The organism is Streptomyces sp. VRA16 Mangrove soil (assembly GCF_017377775.1).
In the GTDB taxonomy this organism is placed as follows: Bacteria; Actinomycetota; Actinomycetes; order Streptomycetales; family Streptomycetaceae; genus Streptomyces.
Window position 1 is genome coordinate 119,949 of sequence record NZ_JAFVLN010000002.1, and the last position, 17,317, is coordinate 137,265.

At 71.9% G+C, this 17,317-nt stretch carries 16 protein-coding genes; 7 read left to right on the top strand and 9 right to left on the bottom strand.

All coding sequences use genetic code 11. From position 1 onward, the window contains the following. Window positions 1-3: 3 nt before the first annotated feature. The 5 genes from J3486_RS06460 to J3486_RS06480 all read right to left on the bottom strand — a co-directional run bounded on the left by J3486_RS06460 (window position 4) and on the right by J3486_RS06480 (window position 6,044). Window positions 4-963 carry a MoxR family ATPase gene (locus tag J3486_RS06460; RefSeq protein ID WP_207819069.1) on the bottom strand — a complete coding sequence of 320 codons (960 nt, stop codon included), beginning with the start codon at window positions 961-963 and terminating at the stop codon, window positions 4-6. Between the two features lie 88 nt (window positions 964-1,051). Then, the gene (locus J3486_RS06465; protein WP_207819070.1) at window positions 1,052-3,202 is read right to left on the bottom strand and encodes a trypsin-like peptidase domain-containing protein; all 2,151 of its coding nucleotides are present in this window, start codon (window positions 3,200-3,202) and stop codon (window positions 1,052-1,054) included. A 3-nt stretch (window positions 3,203-3,205) separates the two neighbouring features. Beyond that, window positions 3,206-3,604, bottom strand: coding sequence for a CU044_2847 family protein (locus J3486_RS06470; RefSeq protein WP_207819071.1), 399 nt, complete (start codon window positions 3,602-3,604; stop codon window positions 3,206-3,208). A 95-nt stretch (window positions 3,605-3,699) separates the two neighbouring features. Beyond that, window positions 3,700-4,251, bottom strand: coding sequence for a hypothetical protein (locus J3486_RS06475; protein WP_307804709.1), 552 nt, complete (start codon window positions 4,249-4,251; stop codon window positions 3,700-3,702). A gap of 230 nt (window positions 4,252-4,481) precedes the next feature. Beyond that, window positions 4,482-6,044 (bottom strand): polysaccharide lyase family 1 protein, encoded by a 1,563-nt coding sequence (locus J3486_RS06480; protein ID WP_207819072.1) that lies wholly within the window; start codon window positions 6,042-6,044, stop codon window positions 4,482-4,484. Between the two features lie 373 nt (window positions 6,045-6,417). Between J3486_RS06480 and J3486_RS06485 the strand changes: the two genes are divergently transcribed. Further along, on the top strand, window positions 6,418-7,185 hold the full coding sequence (locus J3486_RS06485; protein ID WP_307804710.1) for a hypothetical protein: 768 nt from the start codon (window positions 6,418-6,420) through the stop codon (window positions 7,183-7,185). A gap of 36 nt (window positions 7,186-7,221) precedes the next feature. Here the strand turns inward: J3486_RS06485 and J3486_RS06490 are convergent, their stop codons facing one another. Continuing rightward, a complete protein-coding gene (locus tag J3486_RS06490; RefSeq protein ID WP_207819073.1) occupies window positions 7,222-7,953 on the bottom strand; it encodes a Mut7-C RNAse domain-containing protein in 732 nt (243 codons plus the stop codon). Between the two features lie 141 nt (window positions 7,954-8,094). On the opposite strand from J3486_RS06490, the gene prcB reads away from it, so the two are divergent. The 3 genes from prcB to J3486_RS06505 all read left to right on the top strand — a co-directional run bounded on the left by prcB (window position 8,095) and on the right by J3486_RS06505 (window position 10,168). Continuing rightward, window positions 8,095-8,922, top strand: a complete 828-nt coding sequence (gene prcB, locus J3486_RS06495; protein WP_207819074.1) for a proteasome subunit beta — start codon at window positions 8,095-8,097, stop codon at window positions 8,920-8,922. A gap of 113 nt (window positions 8,923-9,035) precedes the next feature. Then, complete coding sequence (locus J3486_RS06500) at window positions 9,036-9,470, top strand: VOC family protein (protein WP_207819075.1); 435 nt, start codon at window positions 9,036-9,038, stop codon at window positions 9,468-9,470. Window positions 9,471-9,991: 521 nt separating this feature from the next. Continuing rightward, a complete protein-coding gene (locus tag J3486_RS06505; RefSeq protein ID WP_207819076.1) occupies window positions 9,992-10,168 on the top strand; it encodes a hypothetical protein in 177 nt (58 codons plus the stop codon). 246 nt (window positions 10,169-10,414) lie between these two features. Here J3486_RS06505 and J3486_RS06510 read toward each other — a convergent pair whose 3' ends face one another. After that, window positions 10,415-10,906, bottom strand: a complete 492-nt coding sequence (locus tag J3486_RS06510) for a GNAT family N-acetyltransferase (protein ID WP_207819077.1) — start codon at window positions 10,904-10,906, stop codon at window positions 10,415-10,417. A 303-nt stretch (window positions 10,907-11,209) separates the two neighbouring features. Between J3486_RS06510 and J3486_RS06515 the strand changes: the two genes are divergently transcribed. Then, the gene (locus J3486_RS06515; protein WP_207819078.1) at window positions 11,210-11,620 is read left to right on the top strand and encodes a DUF6221 family protein; all 411 of its coding nucleotides are present in this window, start codon (window positions 11,210-11,212) and stop codon (window positions 11,618-11,620) included. A 130-nt stretch (window positions 11,621-11,750) separates the two neighbouring features. On the opposite strand, the gene J3486_RS06520 is transcribed toward J3486_RS06515, so the two are convergent. Further along, window positions 11,751-12,737, bottom strand: a complete 987-nt coding sequence (locus tag J3486_RS06520; RefSeq protein WP_207819695.1) for a hydroxyacid dehydrogenase — start codon at window positions 12,735-12,737, stop codon at window positions 11,751-11,753. Window positions 12,738-13,035: 298 nt separating this feature from the next. Here J3486_RS06520 and J3486_RS06525 point away from each other — a divergent pair, with 298 nt between their 5' ends. Together J3486_RS06525 and J3486_RS06530 are read left to right on the top strand one after the other, a co-directional pair. Beyond that, window positions 13,036-14,844 (top strand): ABC transporter ATP-binding protein, encoded by a 1,809-nt coding sequence (locus J3486_RS06525; RefSeq protein WP_207819079.1) that lies wholly within the window; start codon window positions 13,036-13,038, stop codon window positions 14,842-14,844. A 146-nt stretch (window positions 14,845-14,990) separates the two neighbouring features. Next, window positions 14,991-16,049, top strand: coding sequence for a LacI family DNA-binding transcriptional regulator (locus J3486_RS06530; protein ID WP_207819080.1), 1,059 nt, complete (start codon window positions 14,991-14,993; stop codon window positions 16,047-16,049). A gap of 12 nt (window positions 16,050-16,061) precedes the next feature. On the opposite strand, the gene J3486_RS06535 is transcribed toward J3486_RS06530, so the two are convergent. After that, window positions 16,062-17,312 (bottom strand): alginate lyase family protein, encoded by a 1,251-nt coding sequence (locus J3486_RS06535; RefSeq protein WP_207819081.1) that lies wholly within the window; start codon window positions 17,310-17,312, stop codon window positions 16,062-16,064. Window positions 17,313-17,317 lie beyond the last annotated feature (5 nt).

A 17,317-nucleotide genomic window follows, 5' to 3' on the forward strand; every position in this document is an offset into this window, starting at 1 on the left:
CCGTCACACGGTTCCCGAGAGCTGGTGCAGTACCGCGTCGAGCAGGCCGCGGGCGTCGACGTCCACGCCGCCGCCGCGCAGGAACACGGCGTTGAGGAGCTGGTCGGTGGCGAGTTCGTGGGCGGCGCGGCGGTCGAGGAACTGGCTGAGGATCTCCTCGGCCGAGTCGAGGGCTCCGGGCCCGAGGTGCGCCTCGACGATGGCGCGCAGCCGGTCCTCGTCGGGCACCGGCAGGTCGAGGCGGATGCAGCGGCGCAGGAAGGCGGGCGGGAAGTCGCGTTCGCCGTTGCTGGTGATGACGACGACGGGGAACTCGGCGCACTGGACCCGGCCGTGACGGACCGTCACGGTCGCGCGGTGGTCGGCCGTGTGCACCTCGACGTGCTCGATGTCCTCGGGCAGCCGCACCAGTTCGGGGATCTCGAAGACGCCGTCCTCGAAGACGGTCAGCAGGTCGTTGGGGAGGTCGACGTCGCCCTTGTCCATCTCGTCGATGAGCAGCACCCGCGGCCCCTGCCCCGGCACCAGAGCGGTGCCCAGCGGGCCGAGCCTGATGAACGTACCGATGGAGGGTTCCGCATCGCCGCGGTCCCGGCTGAGCGTCGTCTCGCGCAGCCGGCCGATGGCGTCGTACTGGTAGAGCGCGTCCTGCACGGACGAGCGGCTGTTGACGGGCCAGCGCAGCAGTTCGCCGAGGCCCAGTTCGGTGGCGACGGCGTAGGCGAGGGACGACTTGCCGGTGCCCGCGGGGCCGGTGACGAGCAGCGGCCTGCGCAGGTGCAGGGCCGCGTTCACCACGTCCGCGTGCTCCTGGCTGATCAGATACGGCAGCGGGGCGGCGCCCGTGGGCTCCTGGCCCTCGGGGGTGAAGCGCCGCCATGGCGGTGCGGGCGGCAGCGCCACGGTGCGCCGCGAGCCGTCGCCGCGGAACAGCCGCCAGTCGGCGTCGGGTCGGTTGCTCATCGGATGCTGGGGTCCTCTCGCGGTGGCGGCACACGGACACAGACGCGGGCGGGCGGGGTGGGGTTCATCCAGCCGGGCGGGGCCGGGTTCATCCGGGTCCTTCCCTCGGTTCGGCCAGATGCAACCGCGGCACGGCACGGTCCGCGTCGGCCCAGGCGAGCACGGGGCGGCCGGGGTGGTCGGCCGGGGTGCTGACGGACTTGGCGCGGTAGGCGCGCACCCCTTCGGGCAGATCGCGGGTCTCGACGTCGTCGGTGTGCTCCAGGGCGTGCGAGCCGTGCTCGGGCCGGCGGTCCCACACCACGACGGGGACGCCGACGGCGAGACACATCCGCACGATGTCGTCGCGGACCGCGGCGGGGACGTCCACACGGACGCGCACGGCGTCGGTCTCGTCCATCAGCCGGCCGTACGCGCTGAGCTTGTCGACGCCGGTGCCGCTGAACCTGAGGGTGGTGCCGGAGTCGAGGCGCTGCCAGCGGCGGCGCCACTCGGGCACGAACCGCTCGTGCTTGCGCAGCAGTTCGGGGCAGTGCACGACGAGCGGGAACTCGGCACCGAGGATGCCGGGCACGAGGTCGTCGGGGCCGCTGCCCTCCCATTCGTCGACGGGAAGATTGAGGCCGTCCATGTCCACGAGCGCCTCCACCATGGGACGTCGCCCGGCGGGTCCGGAGAGGGTCAACGACGCCAGGATCCGCAGCAGTTCGCGTGCCGCCTCGGCCCCGGAGTACGTGGTCGTGGAGTCGGTGGAGAGCCGGCGCGGCCCCTCGCCCTCGTCGCACCAGGTGCGCAGCCGGAACCGCTCGCGCCCGGCGCGAGTGATCTCCACGAGGAGGCGGGCCCGGTCGGAGCGGCCCCGCCGTTCCTTGGCCCATTCCTCTGCGTCGGTCCTTCGTTCGAACAGGGCGGCACGCGGGATGCCGAGGCGGGCCGCCACGTTCGAGACCCACATCCGCAGGCTGATCTGCTCGGAGGGGCTGTAGGTGGCGGCCAGGTATTCGATGACGCGCAGGAGTCCGGGCACGCGGGGTTCGCCCTCCGGCGATCTGCTGTCGCCGTCGAGCGGTTCGACCTGGTCGAGGAGGGCGTCGAGGGTGGCGCCGTCGAGCCGTCCCGCGGCCTTGGGCAGCGCGGCGCGCGCCGCTTCGGCGAGCCGGCCCGTCACCTGCGGGCCCAGCACCGAGAGGTAGCGGTGGAGCTGGGCGAGCTCGCGCCGGGACAGCAGCCGGGGACGGGTGGCGATGCGGGCGGCTTCGAGGGCGGTGTCGGCGGCCGACGGGTCGCGCAGGCGCAGGGTGCCGCTGAAGTCGGCCAGGGCCCGCGGCTCGGTGAGCAGGAACTGCACGAACTCGTCCACGGTGGGCGCCGTGACCGTGCTGCTCGGCGCCGCGTCGCAGGTGCGCGCGAGGTCGAGGGCGGCGGTCAGCCGGGTCTCGGGCGAGGGGAACGTACTGGTGAGGGCGTCGGCGAGGAGCACGAACGCGGGGTGGTGCGGGTCGGGTTCCTCGTCGGGCAGGGAGTCCAGGGCGCCCACGGCGCGCAGTTCGGCCTCGATCCGCTGCCAGGGGATGGCCCAGCTGCGCCGGGACAGGTCCTGCGGGTGGTACGTCGCGGGACGGCCGGTGTGCGGGTCGGTCCGGGGCGGATGGGCGGCGGCCACCAGGCCGGTCCAGGCCTCCTGGTCGTGCGCCCACAGCGGTCCGCCGCTGTAGGCGGGGCCGATGGCCATGCCGGTCGCGAAGCCGTCGACGTACCCGAACCGTCCGTCGAAGGAGGTCACGCGCCCGTCGGCGAAGGTGCTCTCGTGCGCGCCGCCGTGCCAGGCCCGCACGGCCTGGCGCCGGGCCATGCCGACGCGGCGCGGCGGGCTCGGCAGCTGCCGCGCGTCGGCGACGAGGCGCAGCACGGCGAGATCGCCCAGCCAGTTGGAGTCGACGCCGGCCCGCACGGGGCCGCCGTCGTCGGTGCGGCGCGGTGGGATCCAGTACGCGACATGGGCCTCGTGGACCTGCCAGGCATGGGTGCGGAAGCCGACCCGTACCGGGTGGTGGCCGGGCAGCGACATGTCGAACGGGGACCGTTGCAGTGCGTCGTTGACGACGTGGGCGCAGGTGAGGACCAGGCCGGGGGCGAGCAGGACGCCGGCCCCCACGGCTTTGTCGCCCTGTGCCGCCCTGACCGCCACCTTGGCGTCGGGCGCGCCCGCCACCGTGTCGTCCCGCAGAAACCAGCTCATGGGTCAGGCCGATGGCGTTCCGGGGGCCCAGGTGGCCGTCACGTTGAGATGCGCCTGCCCCGTCGCTCCGACGATGCCCAGCTTGAGGTCGCTGCCGACCTGGATGCCGAAGCTCACGCTGATCTCCGACGGCGGCGCCGGGGTACCACTGACCACGCTGTGCACCTCTTCGATGAGGGTGCCGAGCGGGCGCAGGGTCTGCTGGAGGGCGCCGGTGGCCAGCGCGGCCACGGCCTGGCCGCCCCGCGAGACCGGCACCGCCACGCCCATGCCGTCGGGCAGGTCGGGGGCGTCCGTGTCCGGCGCGGGGCCTGGGACGGCCACGACGGGCTCGGTGAGCAGGAAGCGGACCGGTGTGCCGTCCTCAAGTGCGAGGGGCGGCAATTCCGTTGAGGGAGCCATGTGTCTCATTGTGCCGACAGGGCACGGCGGCGGAAGCCGTACCGGGCGGCACGGTTACAAGATCGTGGCGTTGGCCGCGGGTCGGCGACGCCGGCTCAACACCCTTTGCCCGTGGGCTCGATGGTCACCTTCGCCCGCGCGTCGGCTCCGTGCACCTTGCTGTACTCGGCGGCCGGCACCCGGAACCAGACGTTGTCCTTCCCGGTGCTCTTCGCCGAGTTCTCCGGGGACTTGGCCGGCTTGCGGTGCACGTCGTCGAGGCGTACGCACCACCGCTCGCGCCGCAGGACGCGGGTGTACGTCTCGGTGCCGCTGCGCACCTTGTGGCAGTCCCGCTCGGTTGTCGTGGTGTACCAGGTGCGGGTGCGGCCCTTGCTGCGCTTGGTGTGCTTCACCTTGCGGGTGTCGGTCTCGCACTTCTTGACGTAGTGCGGCCGGCTGGCGCGGGTGGTCCTGCGGGTGATGTGCCGCTCGGTGTCCCGCAGGCCGGTGACCTTCGTCGGCCGCTCGTCCTGCCGGGCGGCGTACGACCCGCCGGCCCTGCCGCCGCCGTGCACGGAACCGCTCCCGTCCGAACCGCCGCCGCAGGCCGCGAGCGCGGCCACGAGCACCATCGTCACTCCGGCGAGCGCCGGACGCCGCTTCACGCGCACCCATCCCCTTACTTGTACATGCCATCAGGAAGCGGAAGCGTAACCGATCTTGAACGGGCGGCGGACCTCCGGATCCGACCGACCGGTGGGGAAGCCGTGAAGGCGCCGCCACCGTCACAGGCGGCGCCTCCCTCGGCTCCGACGGACGGACCGCCGCCCTCGGCCGTGCCGACGGCGGCAGCGGCGCGGTCGCCTTCGACGGTCGGCCCGGATCGCGCGGTGCCCTAGCTCGCGTACGTCTCGAACTCGGCGACCTTCGGGGTCGCGGAGGCGCCGGTGATCTCGAAGGTGATCTTCTTCAGCGAGGTGGCGTCGAAGGAGATCGTGCCCGCGCCGCTGCCCGTCTTGAGCACGGCGCCGGTGTCGGCGTTCAGCAGCCGCCAGGCGCCGATGGCACCCGTGGCGTCCGCCGCCTCACGGATCCGGACGGAGGAGACCGTGGTGGCGGAGCCCCACTTGACGGAGACCGAGCCGGTCGTGCCGGACGGCGACCAGTAGGTGCTCATGTCCCCGTCGCGCACGTTGCCGTAACTGGTGCCGGACGCCTTGCTCGTGCCGTCGGCGCCCGCTGTCGAGCTCAGGCTGAGGTTGGTGCCGCTGGGCGCGGTCGCGGTGTCCGTCGGCGTCGGGGTCGGCGTCGCCGTGTCCGTGGGGGTGGTGCTCGGGTCGGGGCTCTGCGCGGAGCAGCTGCCGTCCGACACCTTCATGCCGTTGCCGGCGCCCGCGGTCGCGGTCACCACGTCCGGTACGCAGCTCGCGTCGTCCAAGGTGTACGCGTACGGGACGGAGACCGTGGTGTTGGAGACCGGATCGGGCCCTGCCGGGTTGTTCTCGTCCCCGGGGTCGGACCAGGTCACGTTGTCGAAGATGTTGCCGCTGACGTCCCAGTACCCGGCCAGATCGGTGTAGAAGGTGCCGAGGACGTCCTTGGAGTCCTTGAAGTAGTTGTTGTCGACCTTGGCCTTGGCGCCGACGCGGGAGTTGATGCCCGACTCGTTCAGGCTCACGTAGTAGTTGTTGTACATGTGGGCCGTGCCGCCGCGCAGCAGGGGTGTACGGGAGTCGATGTTCTCGTAGAGGTTGTGGTGGAACGTGATGTAGCTGCTCTCGATGTTGCTGTCGCTGGAGTTGACGAGGCCGCCGCGGCCCGAGTTGCGCAGCGTGCTGTACGAGAGCGTGACGTACCGGGTGTTGTCCTTCAGGTCGAAGAGCCCGTCGTAGCCGTCGGACTCGCCGCCCGAGGCGATGAGGTTCACGTGGTCGACCCAGACGTTGTGGACGTCGGTCTCCATGCCGATGGCGTCGCCGCCGTTGGAAGTGGGCGTACCGGACTTCTTGACGTTCTGGACCGTCACGTTCTGGATGATGATGTTGCTGGACTCCCTTATGTGGATGCCCAGTTGGTCGAAGACGGCGCCGCTGCCGACGCCGACGATCGTGACGTTGCTGATCTGCTTGAGCTCGATCACGCCGTCGGCGGTGTTGCAGCTCTCGCCCGACACCTTGCTGGTGTTGGCGTGGTTGATGGTGCCCTCGACCTCGATGGTGATCGGGGTGTCGCCTGCGGCCCGGCCGCACAGGGCCTGGTGGATCTGGGTGCCTGTGGTCGCCTTGACGGTGGTTCCGCCGGCGCCGCCCGTGGTGCCGCCGTTCTGGGTGGCGTAGCCGGTGGCTCCGCCGATCGCGGCGGCCGATGCGGAGGGCATCGTGAGGATGGCTCCGGTGGCCGCGGCCATGCCCATGGCGGCCACCGCCGCGTAGATGCCGCGTGCGGCTCGTCGTCTCATGTGGAGGTCCGTCCCTGTTCGTCGTTCGTCCTCGGATTCCGGGTGGTGCTCCTGCGTGCCGCTGTGGGCAGCGCGGGATGGAGCAGCTGTGCCGGATCCGGAAGCGGACTGCCGCTTCCACGGGACGGATCGCCACAGAGGCGAAAGCGCGGAGAAAGCGCTTTCCGGCGGCGAGGATAGAGGCCTCACGGTTCCGTCGGCAAGGCCGCGCGAGGAGAAGTGGGCACCAACTCACCCATGCATGGGCCGACTTCACGGGACGGCGTGCGACGACGACCGGCCACGGACCGGGGTTCCGTTCCTTCGTCCGAGACGTTCACGGCGTCCCGCCTCGGGCGGTGGACCGGTCGGCGGCACCGGCATCATTGGCCCCGTGACGACAGACAGCACCGACACCGACACCGACATGGGCGTAGGCACGTCCCGGACCGGAGAGGCCCGGCGGGACCGGATCCCCGGCTACGAGAGCGGTCCCCTGGCGCACCGCTCCGAACTGCTGGACGAGCCACTGTTCTGGCTCGGGCATCTCACCCCGTGCGTACTGGTGAACGAGGAGGCCCAGGAGCTGCTGTGGGGCGCGGACCTCGACGCCGCCGAGGCCTTCCACCGGGAGTTGACGGGGCAGGCGCGGTGGCCCGTGTTCACGGTGCCGGTCCGGGGCGGGCGACTGCACGTCGTGTACCGCAATCTCACGGACGACCGGGGCATCGACCATCTCCTGCACCCCGGCGCCGCCGACCGCGCCGAGCTTCTCGCCTCGGACGACGGCCATTTCATGGGCCCCGCCCTGTCCTGGTCCGAGCTGACGGCCGCCGCGGACAACCGTCTGCCGGGCGGCTCCACCACGGACGCCGATGCCCGGCTGCTGCTCCTGCTGCCCGCGTTCGGCGACGCGGACGTGCCCGACGACGCCGCGGACCGGGTCGCGGCGGCGCTCGACGCCCTGACGGCGGTGGAGGATCCGCAGCGACTGGCGACACTGATCACCGAGCACCAGGGCCCGTGCGGCGCACCGCAGTGGACCACGGGCCCCGACGGGGTGCGCCGCAACGACGGCCCGTACTCGTACCGCAACCCGGCGAACCGCTTCGCTCTCCCGCCGGACCGACTCGCCCTGGTCTCAGCGGCGTTGGCCCCCTGAGGCGGAGGTCGCGCAGGGCCGACCGGGCCCGGCCCGTCAGCTCCGGCCGAACTCTGCCACCGCCTCCCCCACCATCGCCTCCAGACGGTCGTGGTGCGCGCCGCGCCAGTACACGCGGGCGCAGGCCTCGCACTGGGCGAACACGTCGTACGTGGCGCGGGTGCCGCCCTCCAGGCGCTCGGCCATGTCCTCCTTGCGGGCTTCGGTGAGGGTGCCGTTGCAGGCGGTGCAGCGGGTCCAGGGACGCAGCACGGGGGCGAACCGGCCGAGTATGTCGCGGAGTTGGTCGTCGGGGCGGTCGCTGTAGACGTAGGCGCCGGCCCACAGTTCGCGGCGGCGCAGCAGGCCGCGGTCGCGGCTGAGCATGACCCTGCGCTCGGCGGCCGAGAGCGCGGCGAGGGCCGGGTCGCCGATGTCCGTGGACTCGTAGGCGGCGTCCACACCGAGCAGTCGCATCCGGCGGGCGAGGGTGCCGAGGTGGACGTCGAGGAGGAAGCGGAGCGGGGCGCCCGGGACCTGTTGCGGACGGGCCACGGGACGTACGCCGACCCGCTCGCCCGCGCCCGGGATGTGCGCGACCGGCACCTCGGCGCCGTCCACGACGAGCGTGCCGACCTCCGTCAGAGGCACCCCGAGGGACTCGACGACGTGGCCGAGCGTCGAGACACCGTCGACGGCGAGCGGGGCCGCCGTGCCGTCCCGGAACGCGCGGGGCACGAACATGCCCAGTTCGGGGGCGACTTCGACGATGATCTCGGGACCGTTCATCGGCCCAGAATGCCATGCCGCGTCGAACGAGGACACGAACGCAGGTTCTGCGGGGCCCGGTACGGGACAGATAGCCGTACGGAGCACCAACGAAGGTGCCGTGCCGCACCGACCGAGGACGCCGACCGAAAGCGAGCCCATATGACCGAGCACCAGCGCGGGCTGCCGCCCGTGTTCCTGGACAGCAGCACGTCGTCCTTCACGCGTCTTGTCGAACGCGTCGCCCCGCACAGTCTGCCGTGGAACCGGGAGACCGGGCCGGTGCACGACGTGCCGCACGGCACCACGGTGCTCGCCCTGACCTTCGACGGCGGCGTGCTGATGGCCGGCGACCGGCGCGCGACGATGGGCAATGTGATCGCGCAGCGCGACCTGGAGAAGGTCAACTACGCCGACGAGCACACGGCGGTGGCGTTCGCGGGAACGGTGGGCCTGGCGAAGGAGCTGGTCCGCCTCTACCAGCTCGAACTGGCCCACTACGAAAAGCTGGAGCGACGCTCCCTTACCCTCAACGGCAAGGCGCAGCGCCTCGCCGCGATGATCCGCGACCATCTCGCCCAGGCCATGCAGGGGCTGGCCGTCATCCCGCTGCTCGCCGGGTACGACACGGCGCGCGGCACCGGCAGGGTCTTCTCCTTCGACGTCACCGGCGGGCCGTACGAGGCGGTCGGTTACCACTCCGACGGTTCCGGCTCGCCGTACGCGCGCGGGGCGCTGAAGAAGCTCTACCGCCCGGGGATGTCGGCGGCGGACGCGACGACGGTGGCGGTGCAGGCGCTGTACGACGCGGCGGACGACGACTCGGCGACGGGCGGCCCCGATCTGAGCCGCCACATCTATCCGTCGGTCGCGCTGGTCACGGAGGACGGCTACCGGCAGGTGCCGGAGGCCGAGGTGCGGGCTGTGGCCGAGTCGGTCGTCGCGGCGCGCCGGTCGGCACCGGAGGGACCCACGGCGCCGCTTCTGTGACGAGGCGGACCGTCGCACCACCGACCGGACGCCGGGCCGACCGGACGCCCGGCCGACCGGACGCCCGTAAATCCGGTAGCCACCGCTCACCGCCCTCTTGCTATGGTGCGCCGATGTCATCGATCAAGAAGATCCAGGTCACCTTCGACTGCGCGGACCCCGAGCGCGTCGCCCGCTTCTGGTGCGAGGTGCTGGGGTACGTCGCACCGGAGCCGCCCGAGGGTTTCGCCACGTGGGCGGCCTTCTGGGACACGCAGGAGCCCGAGGCCCGGGGCGCCTGGTTCGCGTGCAGCGACCCCACCGGTGCGGGCCCGCGCCTGTACTTCCAGCGCGTTCCCGAGGGCAAGGTCGTCAAGAACCGCGTGCACCTCGACGTACGCGCCGGTACCGGTCTCGTCGGCGACGAGCGGCTGGCCGTGCTCGAGGCGGAGGCCAAGCGTCTGATCGCCCTCGGGGCGACGCACGTGCTGACGCAGCACGCCGACGAGGAGAACGAGTCCTGCATCACCCTGCAGGACATCGAGGGCAACGAGTTCTGCCTCGACTGAGCCCTCGACCGCCCCTCGACCGACTCCGCGCGCCGCCCGCACTCGTCACCATGAGGGGGCGGCGCGCCGACGCGCGGGGGTGGGACGGCCGGGCGTCGGGACCGGCCTCAACCGGCGGCGCCGGCCGGCATCAGCTTGCATCGCCGTGACGTCCCGTGCCCCCGCCCATGAGCAGGCCGACATCCTCGCCGAGCCGCCGCTCCACGACCCGTGTCGTCAGGTCCGTCCGCCCCGCCTCCCGGCACGACCGCGCGGCCCCTGGGTGGTCCCGTCGGCGGCCAGGGGCACAGGGCGGCCCCGCCACCCGGGGGAAGGGCGGCGGAGCCGTGAGGGCTCGGGCGCGGGCCTGGGGGTTGAAGCCGGGTCCCGAGCGGTCCGTGGGGCTCTCCAGTGTGGGAGGGGTACCTGTCCGGGGCGTGCGCTGCCGCTGTGGCACACCTCACAGTCGCCGGGCGGATCGGTATATGCCGTCGCACGTAACCCGCTGGCCCGTTGTCAGTGGCACCACATAGGCTCTTCACATGATCCCCGCCGAGACCTCCGAATCCGAGCGGTCTGCCGAGCTGTTGAACGAGCAGATCCGCGGCCTCATGGCGCGCACCGGCGGGCGGTTGAGCGATTCGCAGCGCCGGGAGTACGAAGTGCTGGTCGTCGAGTGGGCCGCCGCCGTGCGTGGGGAGATCGTGAAGGCCGCCTGAAGCTTGCCCCGTAGGCGTTTCGGGCCGAGGCCGGCGGTGTCCCGCCCGGCGGACGACTTCGACGCCCCCGAACAACCGGGCCGGTTGGCTTGTCGCAGTGCGGTGCATACGCCGGCAAGTGACCCCCACCAGCTGGCGATCCTCAAGCGATGGCGGTTCGCCTCGCTCGTCCCGTGCTTCAGTCAGTGACCGCCACCAGCGGGGGATTTTCAAGCGATGGCGGTTCGACCTCGCTCGTCCCGTGCTTCAGTCGAGGGCCTTGGCGTACCAGTGATCCGCCTTGCCATGCCCTTCGTAAGGCCCGGTCTCCTCGTAGCCGTGCCTGGTGTACAGAGCCCGCGCTGCCGTGAGTTGGGTGTTGGTCTCGCACACGATCCGCGTAGCGCCCAGCCTCCTGGCTGACTGCTCGACGGCGAGGAGGAGACCCCGGCCCAAGCCTGCTCCCCGCCCAGCGGGGCGCACGAACATCCGCTTGAGCTCTGCGGTCTCAGGCGCACCGGCGAGCAGTCGCAGTCCTGCGCAGCCCAGGAACTCACCGCCGTCCCCGCGCGCAACGAGAAACTCGCCGTCGGGCGGGCTGAGCGCATGATGAGGATCCTCGACGAGCACCGCTTGCAGCTCGGCCTCTGTACCCGGACGCCCCAGTACCCGCAGCCCCATCTCGGTGAAGTACTCCCGCATCACCTCGTCGACGCCCGGGCCGAGGACCGGCTCCGCCTTGATAGTCCACGTTGGCATGCGGCTCATGGTCCCCGAGCAACTCATGGCCGTCCACCCTGCTCCCTCGATGGCGGGACAAGCCTCGGGTTCCGGCGGTCCGGATGGCCGAGCGCCGCCGATGCGTATGAGCCGCTGACGCCGGGCTTGCAGGCGTCCGACGCCAGCGGCGAAGGGGAGCAGCGGGCGGGGTAGTGCCCGCTGCCACACCGTCTTCTACGCTCCCGGGGGCGCACGCGGATGCACCGGCGGCCCACGAATCTCACGAAGGGCGACAGCGTGAGAACATGCGGCTCATGATCGCCGCCTGGGAGAAGCGCACCGATGGATGACCTGGTCCGCTGGCTCGAGGACCAACTGCACGACGATGAGCGGATCGCGAAGGCGGCCATGGAGTTCCCCGGGCGGGAGGAACATCTCGTTCCGCGCGATCCCGGGGGCCGGTGGCTCCTCCCTCAGGGCCGATGGGTCCACCGGCGAGGCGACTACGGAGCCACGGTGGTCGCGGACGAGGCGGGACGCGTCATCGTCCCCGCCGATAACGATCAGGGCACGAGTGTCAGCATCCACATCGCCGAGCACGACCCGATGCGGGTACTGGAAGAGGTCACCGCCAAGACCAAGCTGATCGCCTGGGCCCTCAAGCAGCCGGCCGACACCACCCGGAAGATCCTCCGCCTCATCGCCGAGACGTACCGGCACCGGCCCGGTCACCAGGCGGAGTGGCGGCCGTGACCGACGCCGAGACCCCGACCCCGGTCCCGTGTTCTCCGCCGAGGCACCGCGACCGCCGGTCCGGGAGCCGGCCCCGACTCACGGCGCCCCCGGCTTCGACAGTTTTTCGGCGCTCGCCTCGGCGGCGGGTTCAGGCCGCCCGTTCGAGACCGGCGTGGTCGACGGGGTGCCCGAGCGGCAGGCCCGCGCACAGGCGCTCCATCTCCTCCACGACGGCGAGGCCGAGCCGGGCGATCTCGTTGCCCTGCGAGCCGGCGACGTGCGGGGTGAGGTAGACGTTCGGCAGGTCGTAGAGCGGGGAGTCGGCGGGCAGCGGCTCGGGGTGCGTGACGTCGAGGATCGCGCCGATCCGGCCGGTACGGGCCTCGCCGACGAGGGCCTGGGTGTCCACGAGGCTGCCGCGCGCGGTGTTGACGAGCACGGCGCCGTCGCGCATCAGGGCTAGCTCGCGACGCCCCACGAGGTGCCGGGTCTCCGGGGTCTGCGGCGCGTGCACGGTGACGATGTCGCTGGTGGCGAAGAGCCCGTCGGGGCCGTGCAGTTGACGCGGTCGCACGCCGAGGGCGGCGGCCTCCTCCTCGGTCACGTACGGGTCGGCGAGGGACACCTCGAAGTCGAAGGGGCGCAGCAGCTCGATGAGGCGGCGGCCGATCCGGGAGGCGCCGATCACTCCGACGCGCAGGCCGTGGTTGCCGACGCCCTCGACGATGGCGCCGATCTCGAAGGTGCGGGTGGCGCGGTAGGAGTCGCGCAGCGCGAACAGTCCCTTGCCCGCCAGCAGGATCATGGCGAGGGTGTACTCGGCGACGGGCAGCGCGTTCGCCTGAGCGGCTGAGGAGATCAGCAGGCCACGCCGCCAACAGGCCTCTGTGACAAGCGACTTGACCGAGCCCGCGGCGTGCAGCACAGCCCTCAGGCGGGGCGCGGCGGCGAGCACGGCGGCGTCGATCGGCGGGCAGCCCCACCCGGTGACCAGGACCTCGGCCTCGGCGAGCGCCGCCCGCGCGCGCGGATCGGCGAAGTCCTCGACGACCAGGTCCGGGGTGATGTCGGCGAGCTCCCGCAGCCGGGCGAGGACCGGCGGCGGGAAGGCGTGCGGCAGCGTCGCGGCGCTCATGGCGAACAGCGCCCTGGGGCGAGCGCCGAAGAGGGGTTCGGGCAACGGAGGAGACCTTCCTGCACGGCCGGACAGAGTTCAGGGCCCGGAGAGCGGGGACCGGACGTCCGTGATCGGAGACCGGTGACCGGACGTCGGGGACCAGAAACCGGTTCCCGATAGAAACCGGTTCCCAACCTAGGCCGCAGCGCTCGGCACGGTCAATGGATCAGCCGCACGTGAAGTACGCGAACCGTCGCCAAAGGGCCACGGAATTTGGGGGGTTGAAAGCAGCGACCCGGCGCGATGAGATCGTTCCATGCAGCGACCGGTTTCCTCGTTCCCGCCAGGCGCCTCACACCCCGCCACCGACTTCGACCACCTCGACCACCGCTACCGGGGCGAGAACCCCATCCGCACGCTCGGCCACCTCTTCCGCCCCGACCGGGGCAAACTCGCGGGCGCGGCCGCCCTGTTCGTCATCAAGCACAGTCCGATCTGGCTGCTCCCGATGATCACCGCGGTGGTCCTCGACGTGGTGGTGCAGCACGGCTCCGAGGCCCGGTTGTGGCAGGCCACGGGGGTGCTCCTGTTCATCCTGGTGATCAACTATCCGCTGCACCAGTGGTACGTGCGCCTGCTGGCCGGCAGCATCCGCCGCATGGGCACGACGCTGCGCTCGGCGCTGTGCCGCCGGATGCAGCAGCTCGACATCGGCTACCACTCACGGGTCAGCTCCAGCGTACTGCAGGCCAAGGTGGTCAGGGACGTCGAGTCGGTCGAGCAGATGGTGCAGCAGAGCGCCGACATGGGCCTGGGCGCCGTCGTCACGCTCGTCGGCGGGCTCGTCGTCATCGGCATCCGGGTGCCCGCGTTCCTGCCGGTGTTCCTGCTGGTCGTCCCGGCGGCGGGCTGGCTCGTGATGCGTTTGCGCATGCGGATGCGCAGCCACAACGAGGACTTCCGCCGCGAGGTCGAGCACCTGTCGTCCAAGGTCGGCGAGATGACGACCCTCATCCCCATCACCCGCGCGCACGGCCTGGAGCGCACGGCGCTGGGCCGGGTCGACGGCTCGCTGCGCCAGGTGTTCGCGGCGGGGCTGCGCCTGGACACCGTCAACGCCCGCTTCAACTCGGCCGCCTGGGTCATGCTCAACATCCTCGGCGTCGCCTGTCTGACGGGTTCCGCGCTGGTGGCCTACCACGGCTGGCTGCCGGTGACCCCGGGCGACGTGGTGATGCTGAGCGCGTTCTTCACGATCCTGACGGGCTCGGTGACGACCCTGCTCGGCCTCGCCCCCGTGATCAGCAAGGGGCTCGAATCGGTCCGCTCGGCGGGCGAGGTGCTGCAGGCCCCCGACCTGGAGCGCAACGCGGGCAAGGCGGCCGTGGCACGGGTGAGCGGCCGCATCGACTTCCAGGACGTGGGATTCGCCTATGACGACAAGCCCGACGAGCCCGCCGTCACCGGGTTCACGCTGAGCGCGCGGCCCGGTGAGACGATCGCGCTGGTCGGCGCGTCGGGCGCGGGCAAGTCGACGGTCCTGAACCTGCTCATCGGCTTCATCCGTCCGACGTCGGGCCGGATCCTGCTCGACGGCACCGACATGGCGGGCCTCGACCTGCGCAGCTACCGCCGGTTCCTGTCGGTCGTGCCGCAGGAGTCGATCCTGTTCGAGGGCAGCATCCGCGACAACGTCACGTACGGGCTCGGCGACACCGACGAGGAGACGCTGCTCGCGGCGTTGCGCGACGCCAACGCCCTGGAGTTCGTGGAGCGGCTGCCGCGCGGTCTGGACACGGTGGTCGGGGAGCGCGGGGCGCGCCTGTCCGGCGGGCAGCGGCAGCGGCTCGCCATCGCCCGCGCCCTGATCCGCGACCCGCGGGTGCTGGTCCTGGACGAGGCGACGTCTGCGCTGGACAACCGCTCCGAGGCGCTGGTCCAGGAGGCGCTGGCCCGTCTGGTGCACGGCCGCACCGTGTTCGTCGTCGCACACCGGCTCTCCACGATCCAGGGCGCCGACCGGATCGTGGTGATGGAGGGCGGCCGGATCGCGGAGCAGGGCACGCACGCCGAACTCCTGGCCAGGGGCGGGGTGTACGCCGGGCTCCAGCCGGCGCACGCCTGACCTCCCGGGCCGCCCCGCCGGCCCGTGGCCGGCCTGCCCGATCCGTGACCTGTCCGGCCATTCCCCGGGGACGCGCACACTGCTAGCCTCCGGGAACCGGTTGCCGCCCTGAGTGGCAACGGTGGCACCGGGAGGGGACGTTCCGCATGACGAGGAAGAGCGCCGAGGCGCAGGGCCGGCACACGATCCGCGACGTGGCGGCCGCGGCGGGGGTGTCCGCTTCGACGGTGTCCCGTGTGCTCGGCGGGGACTATCCGGTGAGCGCGGACACCCGCAACCGCGTCATGCGGGCGGTGGCCGCGCTCGACTACGTCCCCGACGCCCGGGCCAAGGCCATCGCGGGCACCGGCACCCCGACGCTGGCGTTCGTGCTCGACGACATCACGGGCCCGTCGTTCGCGCAGATGGCGCACGGGGTGGAGCGCGAGGCGACGAGGCTCGGGCATCTGTGTCTGGTGCACAGCACGGGCGGCGACGCGGACCAGCAGCTGGCGTTCGTGGAGACGATGCGGGCGCAGCGGGCCGCGGCGGTGATCCTGGTGGGCGGCGCGCACGGCTCCGCGGAGTACGAGGCGCGTACGGCCCGGATGGCGCAGGCCCTGCACGCGGCGGGTTCCCGGCTCGTGCTGTGCGGGCGTCCGCCGCTGGCCGGTGAGGCGCGGGCCACCGTCATCGAGTACGACAACGAGGGCGGCGCCCACGCCCTCGTCGCGCATCTGCTGGGCCGGGGCCACCGCCGGGTGCTGTTCCTCGGTGGCGCCCCGGAGAACACGACGCTCCAGGGCCGCGAGCGTGGCTATGTCGCGGCGCACCGCGCGTTCGGCCTGGAACCCGATCCGGCGCTGCGGCTGCCCGGCGACTTCACGCGGGACAGCGGGCACCGTCTGATGCGCCGGGCGCTGGCCGACAAGCTCGACTTCAGTGCGGTGTTCGCGGCGACGGACATGGTCGCGGCGGGCGCGCTGACCGCGTTGCACGAGGCGGGCCTGAGCGTCCCCGGGGACGTCTCGCTCGTCGGGTACGACGACGTGCCCGTCGCCCGCGACCTGTTCCCCGCGCTGACGACGGTGCACGTGCCGTACGAGGAGCTGGGCCGGCTCGCGGTGCGCACGGCGCTGTCCCGCGAGCCGGACGCCCCGGACGAGCATCTGCTGCTCGGCACCCACGTCGTGGTGCGCAACTCGACGGCCCATCCGGGGAGTTGACCGTCCGACGGGTCACTTGGCGTACATCAGCGTCCCGAACCCGAGCTGGTCGAAGCCGCCGCTGGTGGTGCCGTAGTCCCCTCCCCCGCCCTCGGGGGCGACGGAGTAGTACAGGGCGGAGATGTACTTGTCGTCGAGGTAGAGCCGCCGGTTGTAGTGGAAGTGCAGCTGTGCCCAGACCGGCCTGACCTGTCCGCGCGAGACGTCGGAGATCACCGTCTGCTCGCTGTAGGCGCAGGACTGGCCGGCGCCCCAGCTGTACGTCGTGTAGGGGACGTCGTTGCCGAGGTTGTACTTGGCGACGTACTGGGCGGCCTTCATGAAGCGGCGGCTGTCGTACGCGTAGAGGTCGTCGCCCTGGTTCCAGGCCATCTCGCAGATCGCGCCCATCTGCCCCATGCCCATCATGGTGTGGCCCTGGTCGCGGCCCGACTCCTGCCACTGGCCGAGCCCGTACCCGTCGGAGTCCGTGTACAGGAACGGCACGGCGTGCGCGATCGAGCCGTTGCCCGCGCCGGACTTGAAATAGGTGACGGCCTGGTCGTACTTGGCCGAGTCCTCGTTGAGGATGCCGATGGCGAGGACCGACGCCATGTTGCACAGGTCCCAGTTGGCCCAGTAGTGGGTGATGCAGGCGCCGTTGTGGTGGGTCAGGAAGTCGTTGTTCATCGGGTAGAAGACGGATCCGAGGAGTTCCTGGGCGGCGGCCAGGTCGAAGCCGTCGTAGTCCCGCATGAGTTCGCAGACGTTGGCGAACTGCCAGCCGTAGATCCCGGCGGCGAGGAACCGGTCGGAGCTGCCGCTGATCGTGGTGAGCGTCGTCGACCAGGCGTTGAGGATCGCGGCCGCGCAGGCGGCGTTGGCCTCGGTGCCGGCGATGTGCCAGCGCAGGGCGTTCTGGTAGGCGGCGGCGATGTCGTTGTAGAGCTGCGGGTAGTTCTGGGTGCCGTCGCCGCCGCGGACGATCTCGGCGGTGGCGCGGTTGGTCCAGGTGGACTGGGAGTGCGCGCTGGCGATCAGCTTGTTCCAGCCGGACAGCCAGGGGTCGGTGCCGGCGGCGACTCTGACGCGGGCCCGGTTGATGTCTCCGGCGTTGTGCAGCATGCCGGGGTGGGTCCAGGTGGCGGGGGCGGCACTGGCGGCGCCGCCCAGGATCCCGGTGACTCCGAGTCCGGCGGCCAGGCCGCCGACGGTCTGCAGCAGACGTCGGCGGCTCGGCCCGGTGACCGGGGTGTGGGGGTGGTGCGGAGACGTGCGGCTCATCGGAC